We start from the raw sequence: 17,289 nt of genomic DNA on the forward strand, positions 1-17,289 counted from the left end.
CAGACGTGCACAGAAAACAGCAATTCAACAACGAAATCTGAATCCTGTGCTTGACTTGGAAATGTCCATATAGGACATTTCTATTTGGTTATTAGGTAGGACATTTCTACTTGGGAATAACAGCAATATAAGTTAAATAATATCAATGTCTTAAAATCTGTAAAAAAGCTGAGTAGCTAAAAATTCAGATTTTACATGACATTTCAACGTTTCATTAAAAAACCGCCCTTTCGAGCGGTTTTTTTACATCTCAATGCAAATTATTTCTTCACATCAAAACGGTCTGCATTCATCACTTTAGTCCAAGCGGCAACAAAGTCTTTGACAAATTTTTCCTTGTTATCATCTTGCGCATACACTTCTGCGTAAGAGCGCAGAATCGAGTTAGAACCGAACACCAAGTCCACACGTGTTGCAGTCCACTTAGGTGCACTAGTCGCACGGTCTACAATTTGATAATGGTTCTTGCCAACTGGTTTCCAGTTGTACTTCATGTCAGTCAGGTTCACAAAGAAGTCATTCGTTAATACACCTTCTCGGTCTGTAAACACACCTTCTTTGGCGCCAGCGTAGTTGGTACCCAGTACACGCATACCACCGACAAGCACCGTCATTTCAGGTGCAGTTAAACCCAGTAACTGAGCACGGTCTAACAACATTTCTTCAGGCTGTACCACATACTCGTCTTTCAGCCAGTTACGGAAACCATCTGCTTTAGGTTCAAAATCTTCAAACGAATAAGCATCAGTCTGTTCTTGAGTTGCGTCGCCTCGTCCTGCAAGGAATGGAACCTTAATATCCACGCCCGCAGCCTGAGCCGCTTTTTCCACCGCCGCCGTACCACCGAGTACGATCAAGTCTGCAATGCTAACTTTTTTCTCAAGGCCTGCCTGAATTTCTTCAAGTTTTGCCAGCACTTTAGTCAGACGTTCAGGTTCGTTACCGACCCAGTTTTTTTGCGGTGCCAAGCGGATACGTGCACCGTTTGCACCACCACGATAGTCTGAACCACGGAATGTACGTGCGCTGTCCCAAGCGGTATTAATGAGTTCAGCAGAAGTTAAACCGCTGTTTAACAATTTCGCTTTGAGTTCGTCAATTTCAGCTTCAGACAACACATAGTTCACAGATGGAATCGGATCTTGCCAAATTAAATCTTCAGCAGGAACGTTAGGACCCAAGTAACGGGATTTTGGTCCCATGTCACGGTGAGTCAACTTATACCATGCACGTGCAAACACTTCAGCGAAGTAAGCAGGATCGTTATAGAAACGCTCAGAAATTTTGCGGTACTCAGGATCGACTTTCAGTGCCATATCGGCATCTGTCATCATCGGGTTGCGTCGTACATTCGGGTTGTGCGCATCAACAGGCTTGTCTTCCTCTTTGATGTTGGTCGGTTCCCACTGGTTCGCGCCTGCCGGACTCTTGGTTAATGCCCAGTCGTAAGTGAACAAGAGATAGAAGTATTCGTTGTCCCATTTGGTTGGATGCGTGGTCCATGCCCCTTCCAGACCACTGACCATGGTATTGCCGGCATTGCCTGTACCTTCAGGGTTATGCCAACCTAGACCTTGAAATTCAACATCTGCGCTTTCAACATTAGCACCTAAAAGTTCTGCTTTACCGTTACCATGTGCTTTACCTATGGTATGACCACCAGCGGTCAATGCCACGGTTTCTTCATCATTCATACCCATACGGTCAAAAGTGACACGCATGTCTTGGGCGGTACGCAATGGATCAGGCTTGCCGTCTACGCCTTCAGGGTTCACGTAGATCAAGCCCATTTGCACTGCAGCAAGCGGGTTGTCTAGGGTTGAACGGTCTTCATCATTTTCGTAACGGTTTTCAGTCGGTGCGAGCCATTCACGCTCTTCACCCCAGTAAATGTCTTTTTCAGGCGCCCAAATATCAGTACGACCCCCACCGAAACCGAAGGTTTTTAGACCGGCTTCTTCGTAGGCCACTGTACCTGCCAAGATAATCAAATCACCCCATGAAATTTTATTACCGTATTTACGTTTGATTGGCCAAAGCAGGCGACGACCTTTGTCGGTGTTGACATTATCTGGCCAGCTGTTCAATGGCGCAAAACGCTGGTTACCGGTGTTCGCACCACCACGACCATCCTGCTTGCGGTAAGAACCTGCCAAGTGCCATGCGGTACGTACGAACATGCCAATATAGCTGCCCCAGTCTGAAGGCCACCAGTCTTGGCTGCTATTAATCAATTCACGGAGGTCTTGTTTAACTGCTTCTAAATCCAGTGAATTGAATGCTTTCGCATAATCAAAGTCCGGATCCATTGGATTGGTTTTTTTGTCGTGTTGGGAAAGAATGTCGAGATTTAGAGCATTGGGCCACCAATTCGTATTTGAATTAGTCGCACTGCTATGTCCGCCCTGTTGATGGAATGGGCATTTGCCTGTAGCTTGTGAACCGTCTGTCATATCTAAGCTCCAAATTGAATCATTAAGTGATTATTGTCATGAACCGTTAAATGCAATTTTACCTTTTCAACATAGTCTTTTTTTATGCCTAGCTAAAGCTGATTTTACAAATAGAAACCATCGTTTTCCTCTATCTAAGATATTAGGAAAAAAAGATTTTTTAAATTTAAAAAGTTACAATCGAATCTCTAAAGCTATATTTAAAGTACCTATAAAAAAAGAATTTTTTCATAGTTTGATAATAATTTTGACCAACAACAATACTGATAATCCCCCTAAAAATGACTTTAAATTTTGGATTTACAATCTGATGATCAAAGCATTAAGCTGTATACAATATATACTCATCCTAGTCACTTATAACTCAATAAAATAAGACCTAAACCTATGCAAAATAAGATTGAGCACATCATCCAACAACATGACATTATTTTATTTGATGCAATTTGTGTCATATGCAATGGTTGGGCAAAATTTTTAATCAGGCATGATCGAAAATCTAAATTTAAATTAGTGTCTGCCCAATCCCCTTTAGGGGAAGAAATTCTCCAGCATTACGGCATGTCAACCACTCACTACACTACGATGGTAGTCATTCTTAATAGTCAGCTTTATACAGAATCAACTGCACTGCTTAAAGTCATGCAGCATCTCGGCCTGCCATTTTCCCTGATGAATTTAGGTTATCTCGTTCCACGTTTTATCCGGGATTTTCTCTACAGACGTGTAGCCTTAAATCGCTATCAGCTTTTTGGAACAACCGATCACTGCTTGCTTCCATCCGCTGAAAATAAAAGTCATTTTTTGGAGCACGCTATTCGTGACTCATAAACCAACCTTAGAAAGACCACTGCAACTTATTCAGATCACGCTTGCTGTACTTTGGATTTATCAGGGACTCATACCAAAAATTCTATTTCAATCCAGTGCTGAAATAGGTATTTGGCAAACGATCGGGTTAGAACTGCATTTAGCGAAAATAGCTGTTGCCCTATCGGGTATGATTGAAATTATGTTTGGCTATACTTTTCTGATTTGGCAAAAAGCAGCCTTTATCCATCAGCTTAATATTTTAGGTCTGAGCGGATTATTACTGCTTATTATGTTTACAGATCCCTTACAGCTCACCACTGCATTTAATCCAGTGGTGATGAAATTGCCATGATCGCCCTTTCAATGCTTGCCATTCAACTTTTAAATTTGAGCAAACAGCAAGCTTAAAAAAATCAAACCACCAAACGTCGCCCTTCGCGTACACAGATAAACGGTGTCATCAATTTGGAGGTATTTTTCATCGCTGCTTTTAAATCCAACTCAGGTTGTTCGCGACTTTCATCGGTCAGCTGAAAGGTTCGATAATGAACCGCCAACGAACATTTGGAATGTAAATCCTTATGCGCCTGAAAAGCATCCTGCGGATTCAGATGCATATAGCGCATCAGCTCACGCGGCTCATAGGAACCAATCGGTAACAATGAAATACGCGGTGCACCCAAACGACTCTGGATCTCTTTAAAATGCGGTGAATAACCGGTATCTCCGGCAAAGAAGCAGTGATCTTGTCCAGCAAGCACTGAAAAACCACCCCACAGTGCCCGATTCTGATCACGCAAGCCGCGACCCGAGAAATGCTGTGCAGGGGTATAGATAATTTTTAAGTCATGTAATAAAGATGATTGCCACCAGTCCATTTCCAGTACCTGAAAACTTTTTGGCAAATACCATGAATTGCCCAGTCCGGTATAAATCGGCATGGCAAATTTGTCATGCAACCACTGTAAAGTGGCTAAATCCATATGGTCATAATGATTATGGCTAAGTAGCACTGCATGAATGGTCGGCAATTCTTCCAAGGCAATTCCTGCGGGAATGACCCGTTTTGGACCTTTGCCCTGCTTAGGACTGGCATATTCACCCCACACCGGATCGGTGAGCAGGTTATATGGCCCGATCTGCAACAGTACAGTGGCATGCCCCACAAACCACACTTGCCAGTCGTCGATGCTGGCCTCCGGACGATCTTGTGGAATCGCCCGTTTCGCCGTAGCAGATTCAACATACTCATTATTATTTACATCCATCTTCCAGGTGGATGACTTACGCGTGATCAGCCATTTGAAGAGATCGGCACGTCTAGGCCCTTCAGGACGCGGTAAGATATTCAAGAATCGCTCACCATTGTGGTGATTCGAATACATAAATTTGAATGAGGGTTGACGCCAGATATGTGACCAGCAGTCTTGGGTGGGGAGTTGAAAGTGTAATTGTTCAGTCTTTTGCTTCATGTACATTCAATTTCTTAGTCTGACCTAAATATTCAAAATCCGATATTTTGAATATTGCGCCATATATAGCACGTTTTTATTCCAAACGTCCTTTCATACGTTCCAACCACACCTTTTTAGTCTGCGGTTTAATAAACAATGCCACAATTTCAGGATGAATCTGTTTAATTTTCGCTTCAATTCTGTTGACGCAAGCTTCAATGTCATCAGAACTCAAGTTGTCTTCAAACTCCAGACTTAAAGAGGCCACTACCTGATGTGCCCCCATCTGTTCAGTCAACACGCCATTGGCAGAGAGCACCGCTACATCTTCCTGGGCAATCAGCAAGATATTATTACGTAACTCAGGAGCCGCCGACTCACCCAGTAATAAGCCCTTGGTTTCCCGTCCCAGTAAAATAGCCGAGACGGCCAAGACAATCCCAATCAGGATTGAAGCAACACCATCCAGTTCGGGAATATTTAAAGCATGCGCCAGATAAATTCCGATCAAGGCAATGAACAGGCCACATAAAGCTGCGGTATCTTCAAACAAAACCGTGAAGGTCGTAGGGTCTTTACTGCGACGAAAAGCCTCGAAGTAACCTTGCTCACCTTTGATCTTCCGAAAAGCTTTTAAAGCCACAAACCAGGATATCCCTTCACATAAAATCGCGATGCCTAAAACAATGTAATTCAGAGTCGGATTGAGCATTTCCTCAGGGTGACGCACATGTTGTATGCCCTGATAAATAGACACCACTGCGCCTAATGCAAAAACCATCAATGCCACAATAAACGCCCAGAAATACAGTTCACGACCATAACCAAAGGGATGTTTTACATCTCCCGGGCGTTGCGATTTTTTCATGCCGTAAAGCAGTAAAATTTCATTCAGCGTATCGACAACCGAGTGAATCGCTTCACTGAGCATGGCCGAACTGTTGGTAATATAGGCGGCAACAAACTTCACCAAAGCGATGGCCAAATTACCAAGCAAAGCTGCATAGACCACCACTTTATTCGAATCAGACATGCAAGTTTGTCCTAAATTTATTGTTATCAAATAGATCGATTTGATTTTTCTCTATATCCAATTTCATATTAACCAAACTGTCGCGATAAATTCTTTACGTTTTGTTGTTGTATTCTTTAGAGCACCAATCTATTTTTGAAATTCTCCAATAGTTCAAACACATAGCCGCCAAAAATGGATATTAAAGCAAATCCTTTTTCGATTTTGCATCTCAAATTAAACAGCGAAAAAAAGGAGGCTTAAGCTTCCTTTTATACTTTCCGAGATGGATTTAGAGTTTAGAAAAATACTGCTCGCGCCATTCTTTCCAGAAGTACATCATAATCCCGAACATCACTACTGCAATGCCGATGAAAGCATTCGGGCTGATATGCTCATGATTTAAGGTTGCACCTAGTACCAGAGCAATGATTGGCGTCATTACATTACTTAGCGATACAGTAGAAGCTGCCAGACGGCGAATCAGCCAGAAGTAACACAGCATTGCCACAATCGAAGACATGATCATGGTAAACACAAAACCGATGATGGTGTGCATGCCCGGCATTTGAGTTGGGATGTGTTGCCAGATAAAAGGCAATAAACACAACGAGCCTAGCGCTGAAATGATTAGTGAACCGGTGGCTTGTGACATTGGACTTAATGGTGCATTAATCTGTTTGACCCAAAAGATCGAGCTGATATAAGACACCATACTGATCAGCATCAATACCACACCAATCGGATTAATCTTGCTGTCGGCAGAATCGGCAAAAACAAAGCTTAAACCTGAAACGGCAATTGCCATACCCAGCCATTGCAACCCGATTAGCTTTTGGGTTTTGAGAATGACGTGTCCAATTAAGCCTGCAATGAGTGGTGAAAAACCGAAAATCAGGGCCATTAAACCCGAAGTTAAATAGTTCGCCGCAAGGTAAATAAACAGCTGTGCACCAATTAAATTTAAGCTCCCCGCCAGATAACTTTTCATGGAAGTCTGATCAAATGGCAACGGATCACGCATCAGCTTCAATAAAAACAGCGCAATGATGGATGCCCCGAAGTAACGGATAATCAGCACCCACATTGGATGGACTTCCTGCACACTCCACACAATCGCCAGTGGTGTAGTCGCCCAAATCAGAACCAGTAAGGCATAAATACTTGCCGTCACCGGCAATGAAGATGAAGAACTCATAAGTCTCCTAAACGAGGCCAAGAAGTTCTGGATCAGCAACTTCGGAAATAGCGTATAGCGAATTCATTCTGAGATGAAGGTTTAATTTTTGATAAATTCATCAAGTTTCGCGCATAAAAAACAGACCTGAGCAAAGCAAAGGTCTGTTCCGGATTGAGCAAACTAAAACTTAAGCAATCTTGCGTAAATCTTGTGCCAAATCTAAATGTTTTTCAGCTTCGAAAGCAGTATTTTTGCTGATCATTTTTTTCAAATGACGCATTTCTTTCGCAGCATTAACGGTAATACCAGCAACGATTTGACCATCCGTCACACCGTACATCACGAATGAATTGTCTGCACCTTTGGCTGCATCCATTTCACCACGAACCAGCCATTGAGCCGCAGCCATATCACCGACAAACTGGAAATTGATATCCAGTTGGTCAGTCCAGAACCAAGCTGGATTGGCTTTTGGATGTTCAACGCCCATCACGTGACGTGCGAAAATACCGGCTTGAAGGTTGGCATTTTCCCAAGTCTCCACACGACGGTATTGACCATCTGCACGAAGTTGAGTTGCCACATCGCCTGCTGCATAAATATCAGCATTTGAAGTCTGGCAGTTTTCATTGACTTTAATCGCAACATCAACATCCAAACCTGCAGCCACTGCAAGCTGAGCATTGGGCACAATCCCGATCCCGTAAACTACAGCATCAGCGCGAAGTTCTTCGCCACCTTCGAGAGTAACAACCACTTCTTCGCCATCAAGTCGACAATCTGCAATCTTGGTTTCAAGACGAACGTCCACACCTTTGGCACGGTGCTGTTCAAGCAGGAATTCGCTCAGAATACGTGGAGAACAACGACCCATCACCATTGGACCCTGTTCAATCACAGTCACTTGGCAATCTTTGAAACGTGCAGATGACGCAAGTTCAAGACCAATCACACCGCCACCGATGAGCAAGATACGTTGACCGGCTTGAAGCACAGGAACCAGTGCTTGTGAATCTTCAAGGTTACGCAAGGTATAAACGTGTTTACCCAAAGCATCGAAGTTCGGTAAACGACGTGCTGCTCCACCGGTTGCAAGCAGCAACTTGTTGTAGCTGATCACATCGCCATTTTTAAGTTCAATGCTGTGTGCTTCCGCGTTGATTTTCACCACACCATTGCCACGAATCACTTCAACATTCAAATCAGCCAGTTTCTGTTCTGACAGAATTTCAATCTTGGTTTCTTCAGGTTTTAAGATCACATCTTTAGATAAAGGCGGACGTTCATAAGGAAGATGAGTTTCATCACCCACCAAAATGATTTTGCCTTCATACTTGTTGCCACGAAGTTCCAAAATGGCGCTCGCACCGGCTTGACCAGCTCCAACAATAACGATGGTTTCGATGTTACTCATGTGCTTTACCCTTTTAATTCTGCAGATACAATGCCGAAGCCTGCAATCCATTCACTGATTGCTTCATAGACCTGAGTCGTCATTTCGTATTCGCCCAATTCAGAGAGTGCTGCAAAGGCTGCAATCCATGAACGAACTTCCTGACCACCACGGCCACCTTCACGGCGGATTTCAGCTTCAGTCATCGCTTCAATCGCTGCGAAATCGGCATTCTTGAAGGTTTCAAGTAATGCGATATCCCATTCAGCATTTAAAGGCACTGCAACAGAGGTATCCCCTGCTGCCAGTTTTTGACCGACTGCAATGACTTTCGCTTGACGTGCTGTACGTGCTTCAGGACTAGGATTACGACCACAAATCAGGAATTCTTCCACTTCAGGCGGAACAGAACCCATTTGTGGTGTTGGTGGATCATGCGAAAGACCACCTGTTCCTAAAATAAGAACACGTTCATTTTCAAGATTTAAAGATTTGATGAACTGACCAATCGCGCGACCTAAAGCCACTGTACGCTTCGTGGTTGGCATAGGCGCTGCTGCACCATTAATAAATACCGGAATCGTTGGATAACGATCGAGTTGACCCTCGCACAGGAAATGCAAAGGTTGAGTCACCCCATGATCGGCCTGCATGCGGTAAGAATAGGCAACATCTACCCCTTCATCCAATACGCAGCGCACAAGGGCAAGCGCTGTATCTTCAGGCACATTAATCTTGTTGTTCTCTGCACCATAATTCCAGTCGCCTGCGGCTGTGGCACGAATACCCACGCAGAAACTTGGCATTAAGTCGTAAAAGAAACCGTTAAAATGGTCGGGTCCAAAAGTAATAATTAAAGTTGGATCAAAGGCTTTGACTTCAGCTGCCATTTTCTCAAACGCGGCACGAACATTGGTTTCCTGTTCTACACGTTGTGGCGAAGCAAATTCCATTAATGGGCTGTGTGAGGCACAAATAAGTTTAACGGCCATGTTTGACTCCTAAACGGAAGGCAGCCAAAAGGCTGCCGAGTATAGTTCTTTGTATTTAAACGCTTTAACTCTTTAAAGATTTAGTCTTCAAAGAAACCTGCACGCGGCTGACGTAAACCACGAATACCCAAACCACATTCAGCGTTAATTAAAACACCAGTCAGCGGACGGTTATTGGCACGAGACGCCAGCAATACATAAGAACCAGTCATATCTTCAGGTTCTGGTAAGAAATTCAACGGCATGCCACGGGCAATTTTCTCAGGATCACGTGCATCCAGCAGACCAAGATTTTCCTGACCTAACGACGCTGCACCTTTGATATTCACGTTCATGCCTGATGGGGCAACTGCATTGACTCGCACTTTCGGTGCAAGTTCATAAGCAAGTTCTTTCATGATGCCCACGCCCGCATGTTTAGATGCGGTGTAGACTGGACCACCACCCGCTGAATACAATGCAGAGTTAGACAATGTGAAGATGATTGAACCTTCAGATTTCACTAACTCATCCAGCGCAGCTTTGGCACCAAGAATTAACGACTTGGTGTTAATGCCCATGATTTCATCAAAGGCTTTTTCCAGCTGCTCGCCAGAGGTATTCACGATATCAGCGTAGTGATCCCAGATGCCGGCATTACCCACGAAACAGTCAAGCTTACCAAAACGCTCAACGGTCGCTTGAACAGCACGGACATTGTCTTCATAGTTGGCAACATCACCAGCGATTGCAACAATCTTGTCACCAAAGTGTTCTTTCAAAGCATCCACTTTAGCTTGTGAACGTTGCAATACTGCAACCTGCGCACCTTCTTCAAGGAATCGCTCAACTAAAGCCCAACCCAGACCTGAACCGCCACCAGTGATAAGTGCAACTTCGCCTTCTAGCCAACCCATGATTACTCTCCTGCCATCTCTACGAACAATTGACCATCTTCAACAATCACAGGGAAAGTTTTGATTGGATCAGTTGCAGGTAGACATAAAGCTTCACCTGTTTTCAAGCAGAAACGTGCTGAATGCAATGGGCATTCAACCGTACCATCATCTTCAAGATAACCTTCAGACATAGAAGCATTACCATGTGAACAACGGTCATTCATGGCGAAGAACTCTCCGCCATTGTTGAACACTGCAAGTGCTTCAATACCGTTTACGCCGCAATCTACTTTTAGCGCTTCGCCTTCGTCCAATTCATCAACTTGGCAAACAAAAATCTTATTCATTAGAAGAATACACTCAGGTTGTGTGAGTTATAGGTCACTTGATCTAACGTAATTTTACGGTTGAAAATCTGGAAGCCCAAATCACTTTCAACTTTACGGATCTTGTCGTGACGCTTACCACAGTAAATCGTTACGTCTTTCTCTTTTTGCGTACGGTATAACAAATACGTTACGTACACGTCGTATTCGCCTTCAACTTCAGTTGGCTCTACAATCACGTTGCTCACCATGTGAGTAGTACGTGATGGAGGCTCTTCAGCCCAAGCCATACCGGTTTCAAGACGCGCAACACGACGTTCTAAAAGATCTTTGGTGTCGTTAAATACCCAAGTCGTCGGTGGTTCAACTGAACGGCGACGGTCACGGGTTTGTGCATTTGGCGTGGTACGCAGCGTATAAGAAATATCTTCCGCCAACATATCCAGCCAATCACGGAATTTCCAGTCGTCTAGTGCTTTGCCTTCGCGATATAGAAACTGACTAATTTGATGATGAAGTTCTAAACTGATCTGACTCATTTCATTAGCTCCTTCTCGTATTCGTCAGCTGCTTTTTCTACGTCTTCCCATTTTTCATGGATCAATAAATCTGCCCAACGGCGGTACATACCACGTGCTGCAGTTTCAGAGAAAATGTAGTTGGTAATCCCTGGGATACCATCTTCACGTTTTTTCTCGTTACCCAAGCCCATTTCCATAATGAGTGGATTATTACGTGCTTTATAACCACGTAAAACTTTTTGGATTTCAATCCAGTTCTCAGAGTCATCTTGCTCTAGGAAGCCAGCTGGACCGAAGGCACGAGTTGCAGAACGTTCAAATGCTTCTTTCACTTCTTGCGAAGCTTCAGCATCGGCAATACAGAATGCCCACACTTCAGTTTTGTTTGGACCACGTGGGTGCCATACGCGAAGAGTTGCAGTACCGTTCAACCAAGACAGTGTCGGGAACATGGTGTTGTGACCTGCAAGACGCAGTGCACGAACTTCACCCAGACGTTCTTTCACTTCCTCAAAAGTTTCACGGAAGTAGTTGGCAACTTCACCGTCTACCCAAACGTTAGCATCTGGTTTTTCTGTAAAGAAGAAGCCTGAACCATGACCACGTGAACCGTACTGGATCGCGTCTTTAGCCGTTTCCCAAACTGGGCGAGCCGTTTGAGCAGCACCTAATTTCTTGGTCGATTCGTCATCTGGTTTCGCACCCAAAACCTGGATTGCAGATGCGTGAGAGAACAATGCGTGATATTGGTCAGATGCAAACTGTTCAGCTGCAAATTTCCAGTTACATTCGATTTCCCACTTGTGCACACCACCGATGATTTCAGTACCACCTGGACGACGGTCAAGAACACCATCAAGATACCAAGCGATGTCACCCATGTATTCGATCAAGTCAGGTGTGGTTTCATCCCAGCAAGCAAAGATTAAGCCTTTGTAAGACTCAACACGGTTCACTTCAACCAGACCCCATTTTTCTTTGCATGCGCCTTGCGGGAAAGCACGCTCTTCAAGCGGGATGTCTTTCAATGAACCGTCAATACCGTAAGACCAGCCGTGGTATGGGCAAGTGAATGCACGCGTATTACCACAGTCTGCAAAGCTCACACGCATAGAGCGGTGACGGCACTGGTTTAAAAATGCTTTGATTGAGCCGTCTTTTTGACGTGCCACAATAATTGGATCTTCACCCATGTAGGTATTGAAGAAGTCACCAGCCTTAGGAATTTGGCTCTCATGGCAAAGGAACAACCAGGTACGACCGAAGACACGCTCAAGTTCTAATTCGTATAGATCCGGGTCTGTATAGATCGACGGTGAGATACGTCCATTTTGTGCATCGACTAAAGCGTCGATTTCGCGCACATCAATTTTTCCACTCATGAAAAGCTCTCCTGTGACCAGTAACGGCACAAAGTAAATAGACTCAACTTTTAGTGGATAATGGTTTTATAGCGGCTTTTAGTGAAATATTTTTTTTGTTTCAATTAAGATATTTTATGGATTATTAGTAGTGTTATTTCCTATATTAAAATCGTCATGAAAAATGCAAGACCATTTATTTTCTAAATGGCAGAATCATCTTCACGGAATAGTTGTTTATAGATTATACTTCCTCCAAATTATAGTAAGACATTTTTTGGATTACTCATTGGACTGGTTATATGGAATTACGACATCTTCGATATTTTATCACCGTTGCAGAAGAACTGAACTTTAGTAAAGCTGCGTTAAAGCTTTATACCGCCCAACCTTCTTTAAGTCAGCAAATTAAAGACCTTGAAGAAGATGTAGGCGTACAACTGCTCTATCGTACCAAACGGAAAGTTGAACTCACGGAAGAAGGCGCGGTATTTCTAGAACAAGCCCGTTTGACGCTGGCACAGGCAGACAAAGCCATTGCCATGGCACGTCAAGTCTCGCAAGCCAAACAGCAAATGCTGCGTATTGGTTTTGTACCTGTGGCGGAAATGAAAATTTTCCCCTATGTACTACCGAATTTACGTGTGCAAAACCCGGATTTAAAAATTGAATTGCTCAGTCTGAACAACAATGAGCAGATGAAACTATTGAAGAAAGGTGAACTGGATGTCACGTTTACCCGACACAATTCCAATAGTGATGAAATAGAAAGTTTATTTGTTTTACGTGAACCACTTATCTTTATTTTGCCAGAAAACCATCCTTTGGCGAAGTATGAGCGCATTCCAGTTAAGGCATTGAATGGGATCGATTTTATTATTCCTGCTGCTGAACAGTCTTTAACGCTACACAACGCGATTCTGGATTTTGCCAAAGCCAATGGAATTGAATTCAACATTGTGCAAAAAGCAGACAACATCTTGTTTAACATCAACTCTGTAGGCATGGGACTAGGTTGTACCATTCTGCCGGGTTATGTTGCACCCTTGACCACCAGTAATTCTGTCATTCGTACGCTAGATGTTGAGCTTCCTTATCTCGACCTTTATGTGAGTTACCACAAAAACAGTAGCTCTGTCGCTGTACAGAAATTTATTGAATTACTGACCCGAGTGTTTTATCTGAATATCAATCGCGATTGATCAATTTTTTACACATTCACTTTTTTCAATTGAGCACACCATTATTTATCAGAAAAATAATGGTGTCTTTTTTTGCACCATTTTGATTATTTTTCTCTCACATTAGACTGAAGTCTTATAAAAATTCACCGTTTTAAAGCCCCTCATTATGGGAAATAACGTATAACTTTTCTTTCAATCATTTATAAAAATATCTCATAATTAGAAAATTACAACTTAAGTCTAATAAGCCCAGCACAACCTTTTTTAAAATATTTGTAAAAAATAAAGACCAATATAGGGAAAATTATGCAAATAGACCCGCTGCATCGTATAAAAGTAGGTGTTCGATACCACCCTTATTTCTTTTTTACTTTTCCTGCCATCGCTATTTTCTATTATTTTTTGCACTGGCTGACCCCATGGGGCTGGTCTACCTGTCTTTTAATCAGCTGGAATATCGCGATTTATGGCTATTTATTGTTAACCCTAAAGCAATTATGGCATACAGAACATACCAATATTTTGCAACGAGCACGACAACAAGATGCCAGTAAATGGCTGATTTTACTCCTGGTGATCATGACTTTAATCATGTGTTTCATTGCCATCGTTATTGAAATTAATCATTTACCCGCAGATACCACCATTCGAACAGGTCACTTAATCTTATCCATCCTCACCATTAGTTCTGCTTGGTTTTTTATGCATACCATCTTTGCGATTCATTATGCCCATGACTTTTATCTGGCATTGGAAAAACATAAAGATGGCGGACTGGATTTTCCCAAATCACCACAGCCGACATATCCTGACTTTCTGTATTTCAGTTATGTCGTAGGAACTTCAGCGCAAACAGCGGATGTCTCGATTACCACCCAATCTATGCGGGTATTAAACACTTTACACTTGCTGTTGGCGTATGGATTTAACACCACCATTTTGGCCATCAGTATCAATGTGACAGCTAACTTTATTAGCACTTAATTGTTAGGACTTAATTAAAGGCATAAAAAAAGGATGACTGTCGCCATCCTTTTTCATTGTATTCATACAGCGTGATTAAACACCACGAGCTGTTAAATAATTTTTAATTACCGTATTAAATTCTTCAGATTTTTCAACTTGAGACCAGTGACCACATTGGCTGAAGATGTGTGCATCAGCATGTGGAACAATGTTCAATATATCCCATGAACGAGACACAGGAATCACCACGTCTTGTACGCCATGAATCAAAAGTACAGGAACTTTGATTTCTTTCATTTTTTCGAAATCAAGCGGGAATTCGAAACGGTCACGGTCACGTGCGCCAACCACATCCATCAGACGGTCAGACGCGTAATCGTTTTTCGCAGAATCAAAACGTACTTTAACCAGTTCATCAGTGATCAAGTCTTTGTTCACCACAAACATAGACAAGGTTTTCTTGATGCCTTCTTCAGTAAGTACCGGATTTGCATGAGCTTTAAGTGCAGCAGTCTGTTTCGCACCACCAGTACCCATAGACACGATACCCAAAACACGTTCAGGGTAATCAAGTGCCATCTGGAATGCTAACCAGCCACCCAAAGAGTTACCAACTAACCAGGTTTTTTCGATCCCTAAAGCATCTAAAGTACGAATTGCATGATCAACCCAAGCGCGGATACCATAAGCTGTACCTGGTGCAACCACACTTTGACCATAACCGATGGTATCAATTGCGATACAACGTGCTTGCTCACCAATTTGTGGCAAGTTTAACCACCAGTTTGCAGCAGCAGATACGCCTGTACCTGAACCGTGTAAAAATAGAATAGGTGTACCTTCACCAATTTCGTGGTAATGCGTCAACTCGCCTTCAGCGGTTTCAATCCATTTGTCTTCTAAGCCAAAGAATGGATCTGTTTGATAGTCAGGGATTTGAACAGTGCTCATATGGATTCCTCTTACAGTCTTTCGCTTGCGTGTCCCTCTATTACAAGAATTCGACGTCAAGTTGACTCATTAAAATGACTTTTTACATCTTTATATTAACCGTTCAAGACCTGCAAACTGATACAAATTTACGATCAAATCCTATAAAAAAACGATTATTTATGTCTTTGTTTTTATGCAATTAAAATAAAATCATACCCATAATTTGCTTAAGGTATTTCAAGCCAAAATATTGTGAGCTCAAAAAAAAGAGCGACTGATCAACAGTCGCTCTTTTTTCATGCAATGATTTAGAACTTATAGGTATAGGTAGTTGCTACACGATATTCCTTAAGGTCGCTTTTCCAGTCATAGTCAGCATCAATATACATCGCTTGGAAGCCTAAACCTTTCAACTTACCTTCAGGCACTGTGTAGTTCACAATCAAATTCAGCTCATCAGACTTTTGGTCTTTCAAAGTAGTCGTTGGAGATGTTTTCACATCTGCATCTGAACCGATGAAGTACACTGCAGTAGCATTTAAACCTTTCGCACCCAATTCAGAGAAGTCATAACCATAGGTGAATCCCCATGATTTTTCATTCGCATTGGTGAAGGTTGCTACACCCCAGTTTACAAGGTAAGGCTGTGGCACCCAGCCACCCAATGTCGGGAATGCTGTTTCGCCAAACATTTGCTGATAGCCCAACCCGACTGTGTGTGCGCCGTAATTAACTTTTGCACCTGCAGATAATGCCTGGTTATCAATTGGACCATACAGCTTGTCACCTGACTCCGAGTTATCGAAGTAACGGATATGGCTGTCTAATTTAGCTTTTTCACCTAATGTGGTTTTGTAATTCGCACCGACATAATGCTGCTGGTAGATGTCTTTTACATCTGCATACCAGTAGCTTGCACCAATCTCTTTGTTGAATTGATGATCTACACCTGCGATATACATACCGTCGGCAGTTTTACCCGTATCAAACTGACCTGCACCCGGATTGAACTTGGTTAAATCACGAAACTGATTATCATAACGGTTGTTAATGCCATCAATATAAGCAAGGGTTAACTTGGTATCTTTAATGTCTTTAGATTCTAACCATGCACCGCTAAAAGTCGTCAGCAACTGACGTGATGGATCGAAGACCAATACTGGAGATACCGGCAGTAATTCACCGACTTTCAATTCAGTTTGTGAAACCTTGGCTTTTAAGGTCGCACCCACTTTACCAAAATTATCTTTTTGCCCTTTGCCCGGTCCTTCATGCGGTAAAACCCAGTCAGGATTATTGTCACGACCATTCAAACGGAACGCATGCTGAATAAGAAGATCTGCACCAACTTGTACACCGCCACCAATATCTTGATAGCCGGACTTCGCATCCAGGGTAATCCCTTGTGACCATGAACCCCAGTTTTTATCTGGTGTTGCTGCAATCTGACGGTCAAGATAGAAATTTTTGAATTTTAATTGGACTTGGCTATCGTCGATAAATTCTGCATTCGTTGCAGTTGTACCTAGTGTTGCAGCAGCAACACAGATTGCTATCCATAGTGTTTGACGACGCATGGCTCATTCCCAGTGATCAAATTAAGCTATGACACCATCATGCTCAACAATGCAGCCAAAAAAAATCAGACCAGAGTATTAAGATTAAGCGCATTCATCCGGCTTTTTTATTTTTTAAGATTCGCCATCAACGATTGTTAAGAACTTTAAGCAATAAGATATTTTGCCCTAAATTTATTTCATTATTCTTAAAGCCTTGTTCTCTTGTTTATTTTTAAGAAAATATCAGCTTTTGGGCGTTAAATT

15 protein-coding genes and 1 pseudogene are annotated in these 17,289 nt (G+C 42.7%); 4 read left to right on the top strand and 12 right to left on the bottom strand.

The features are described from left to right. Nucleotides 1-260: 260 nt before the first annotated feature. Nucleotides 261-2,453, bottom strand: a complete 2,193-nt coding sequence (gene katG, locus HLH16_RS04170; protein ID WP_171528373.1) for a catalase/peroxidase HPI — start codon at nucleotides 2,451-2,453, stop codon at nucleotides 261-263. 387 nt (nucleotides 2,454-2,840) lie between these two features. On the opposite strand from katG, the gene HLH16_RS04175 reads away from it, so the two are divergent. Together HLH16_RS04175 and HLH16_RS04180 are read left to right on the top strand one after the other, a co-directional pair. Continuing rightward, complete coding sequence (locus HLH16_RS04175) at nucleotides 2,841-3,284, top strand: thiol-disulfide oxidoreductase DCC family protein (RefSeq protein ID WP_171528374.1); 444 nt, start codon at nucleotides 2,841-2,843, stop codon at nucleotides 3,282-3,284. Next, nucleotides 3,274-3,674, top strand: a pseudogene (locus HLH16_RS04180) (DoxX-like family protein). The gene HLH16_RS04175 and the pseudogene HLH16_RS04180 overlap by 11 nt, the downstream one beginning before the upstream one ends. A gap of 5 nt (nucleotides 3,675-3,679) precedes the next feature. On the opposite strand, the gene HLH16_RS04185 reads toward HLH16_RS04180, so the two are convergent. The 9 genes from HLH16_RS04185 to hcaE form a co-directional block, all read right to left on the bottom strand. Next, on the bottom strand, nucleotides 3,680-4,738 hold the full coding sequence (locus tag HLH16_RS04185) for an MBL fold metallo-hydrolase (RefSeq protein ID WP_171528375.1): 1,059 nt from the start codon (nucleotides 4,736-4,738) through the stop codon (nucleotides 3,680-3,682). A 76-nt stretch (nucleotides 4,739-4,814) separates the two neighbouring features. Further along, nucleotides 4,815-5,753 (bottom strand): cation diffusion facilitator family transporter, encoded by a 939-nt coding sequence (locus HLH16_RS04190; RefSeq protein ID WP_171528376.1) that lies wholly within the window; start codon nucleotides 5,751-5,753, stop codon nucleotides 4,815-4,817. A gap of 271 nt (nucleotides 5,754-6,024) precedes the next feature. Next, complete coding sequence (locus HLH16_RS04195) at nucleotides 6,025-6,930, bottom strand: DMT family transporter (protein WP_171528377.1); 906 nt, start codon at nucleotides 6,928-6,930, stop codon at nucleotides 6,025-6,027. A 169-nt stretch (nucleotides 6,931-7,099) separates the two neighbouring features. Next, nucleotides 7,100-8,326, bottom strand: coding sequence for a 3-phenylpropionate/cinnamic acid dioxygenase ferredoxin--NAD(+) reductase subunit (gene hcaD, locus HLH16_RS04200; RefSeq protein ID WP_171528378.1), 1,227 nt, complete (start codon nucleotides 8,324-8,326; stop codon nucleotides 7,100-7,102). 5 nt (nucleotides 8,327-8,331) lie between these two features. Next, nucleotides 8,332-9,297, bottom strand: coding sequence for a 3-carboxyethylcatechol 2,3-dioxygenase (locus HLH16_RS04205; protein ID WP_171528379.1), 966 nt, complete (start codon nucleotides 9,295-9,297; stop codon nucleotides 8,332-8,334). Between the two features lie 80 nt (nucleotides 9,298-9,377). Next, nucleotides 9,378-10,193, bottom strand: a complete 816-nt coding sequence (hcaB, locus tag HLH16_RS04210; protein WP_131287640.1) for a 3-phenylpropionate-dihydrodiol/cinnamic acid-dihydrodiol dehydrogenase — start codon at nucleotides 10,191-10,193, stop codon at nucleotides 9,378-9,380. 2 nt (nucleotides 10,194-10,195) lie between these two features. Then, complete coding sequence (gene hcaC / locus HLH16_RS04215) at nucleotides 10,196-10,522, bottom strand: 3-phenylpropionate/cinnamic acid dioxygenase ferredoxin subunit (RefSeq protein WP_067722172.1); 327 nt, start codon at nucleotides 10,520-10,522, stop codon at nucleotides 10,196-10,198. Then, nucleotides 10,522-11,040, bottom strand: coding sequence for a 3-phenylpropionate/cinnamic acid dioxygenase subunit beta (gene hcaF, locus HLH16_RS04220; protein WP_067722174.1), 519 nt, complete (start codon nucleotides 11,038-11,040; stop codon nucleotides 10,522-10,524). Before hcaF ends, hcaC begins: the two co-directional genes overlap by 1 nt. After that, nucleotides 11,037-12,404: a 3-phenylpropionate/cinnamic acid dioxygenase subunit alpha gene (hcaE, locus tag HLH16_RS04225; RefSeq protein ID WP_131287647.1), complete on the bottom strand. Its 1,368-nt coding sequence runs from the start codon at nucleotides 12,402-12,404 to the stop codon at nucleotides 11,037-11,039. Before hcaE ends, hcaF begins: the two co-directional genes overlap by 4 nt. Nucleotides 12,405-12,685: 281 nt before the next feature. Between hcaE and hcaR the strand changes: the two genes are divergently transcribed. Next, nucleotides 12,686-13,585 (top strand): DNA-binding transcriptional regulator HcaR, encoded by a 900-nt coding sequence (gene hcaR / locus HLH16_RS04230; protein WP_131287650.1) that lies wholly within the window; start codon nucleotides 12,686-12,688, stop codon nucleotides 13,583-13,585. 288 nt (nucleotides 13,586-13,873) lie between these two features. Beyond that, entirely contained in the window at nucleotides 13,874-14,551 is a 678-nt protein-coding gene (locus HLH16_RS04235) for a DUF1345 domain-containing protein (RefSeq protein WP_171528380.1), read from the top strand. A 75-nt stretch (nucleotides 14,552-14,626) separates the two neighbouring features. On the opposite strand, the gene HLH16_RS04240 is transcribed toward HLH16_RS04235, so the two are convergent. Together HLH16_RS04240 and HLH16_RS04245 are read right to left on the bottom strand one after the other, a co-directional pair. After that, entirely contained in the window at nucleotides 14,627-15,484 is an 858-nt protein-coding gene (locus tag HLH16_RS04240) for an alpha/beta fold hydrolase (protein ID WP_171528381.1), read from the bottom strand. A 290-nt stretch (nucleotides 15,485-15,774) separates the two neighbouring features. Beyond that, complete coding sequence (locus tag HLH16_RS04245) at nucleotides 15,775-17,043, bottom strand: OprD family outer membrane porin (RefSeq protein WP_171528382.1); 1,269 nt, start codon at nucleotides 17,041-17,043, stop codon at nucleotides 15,775-15,777. Nucleotides 17,044-17,289 lie beyond the last annotated feature (246 nt).

This window comes from Acinetobacter sp. ANC 5378 (assembly GCF_013004315.1).
Taxonomy (GTDB): domain Bacteria; phylum Pseudomonadota; class Gammaproteobacteria; order Pseudomonadales; family Moraxellaceae; genus Acinetobacter.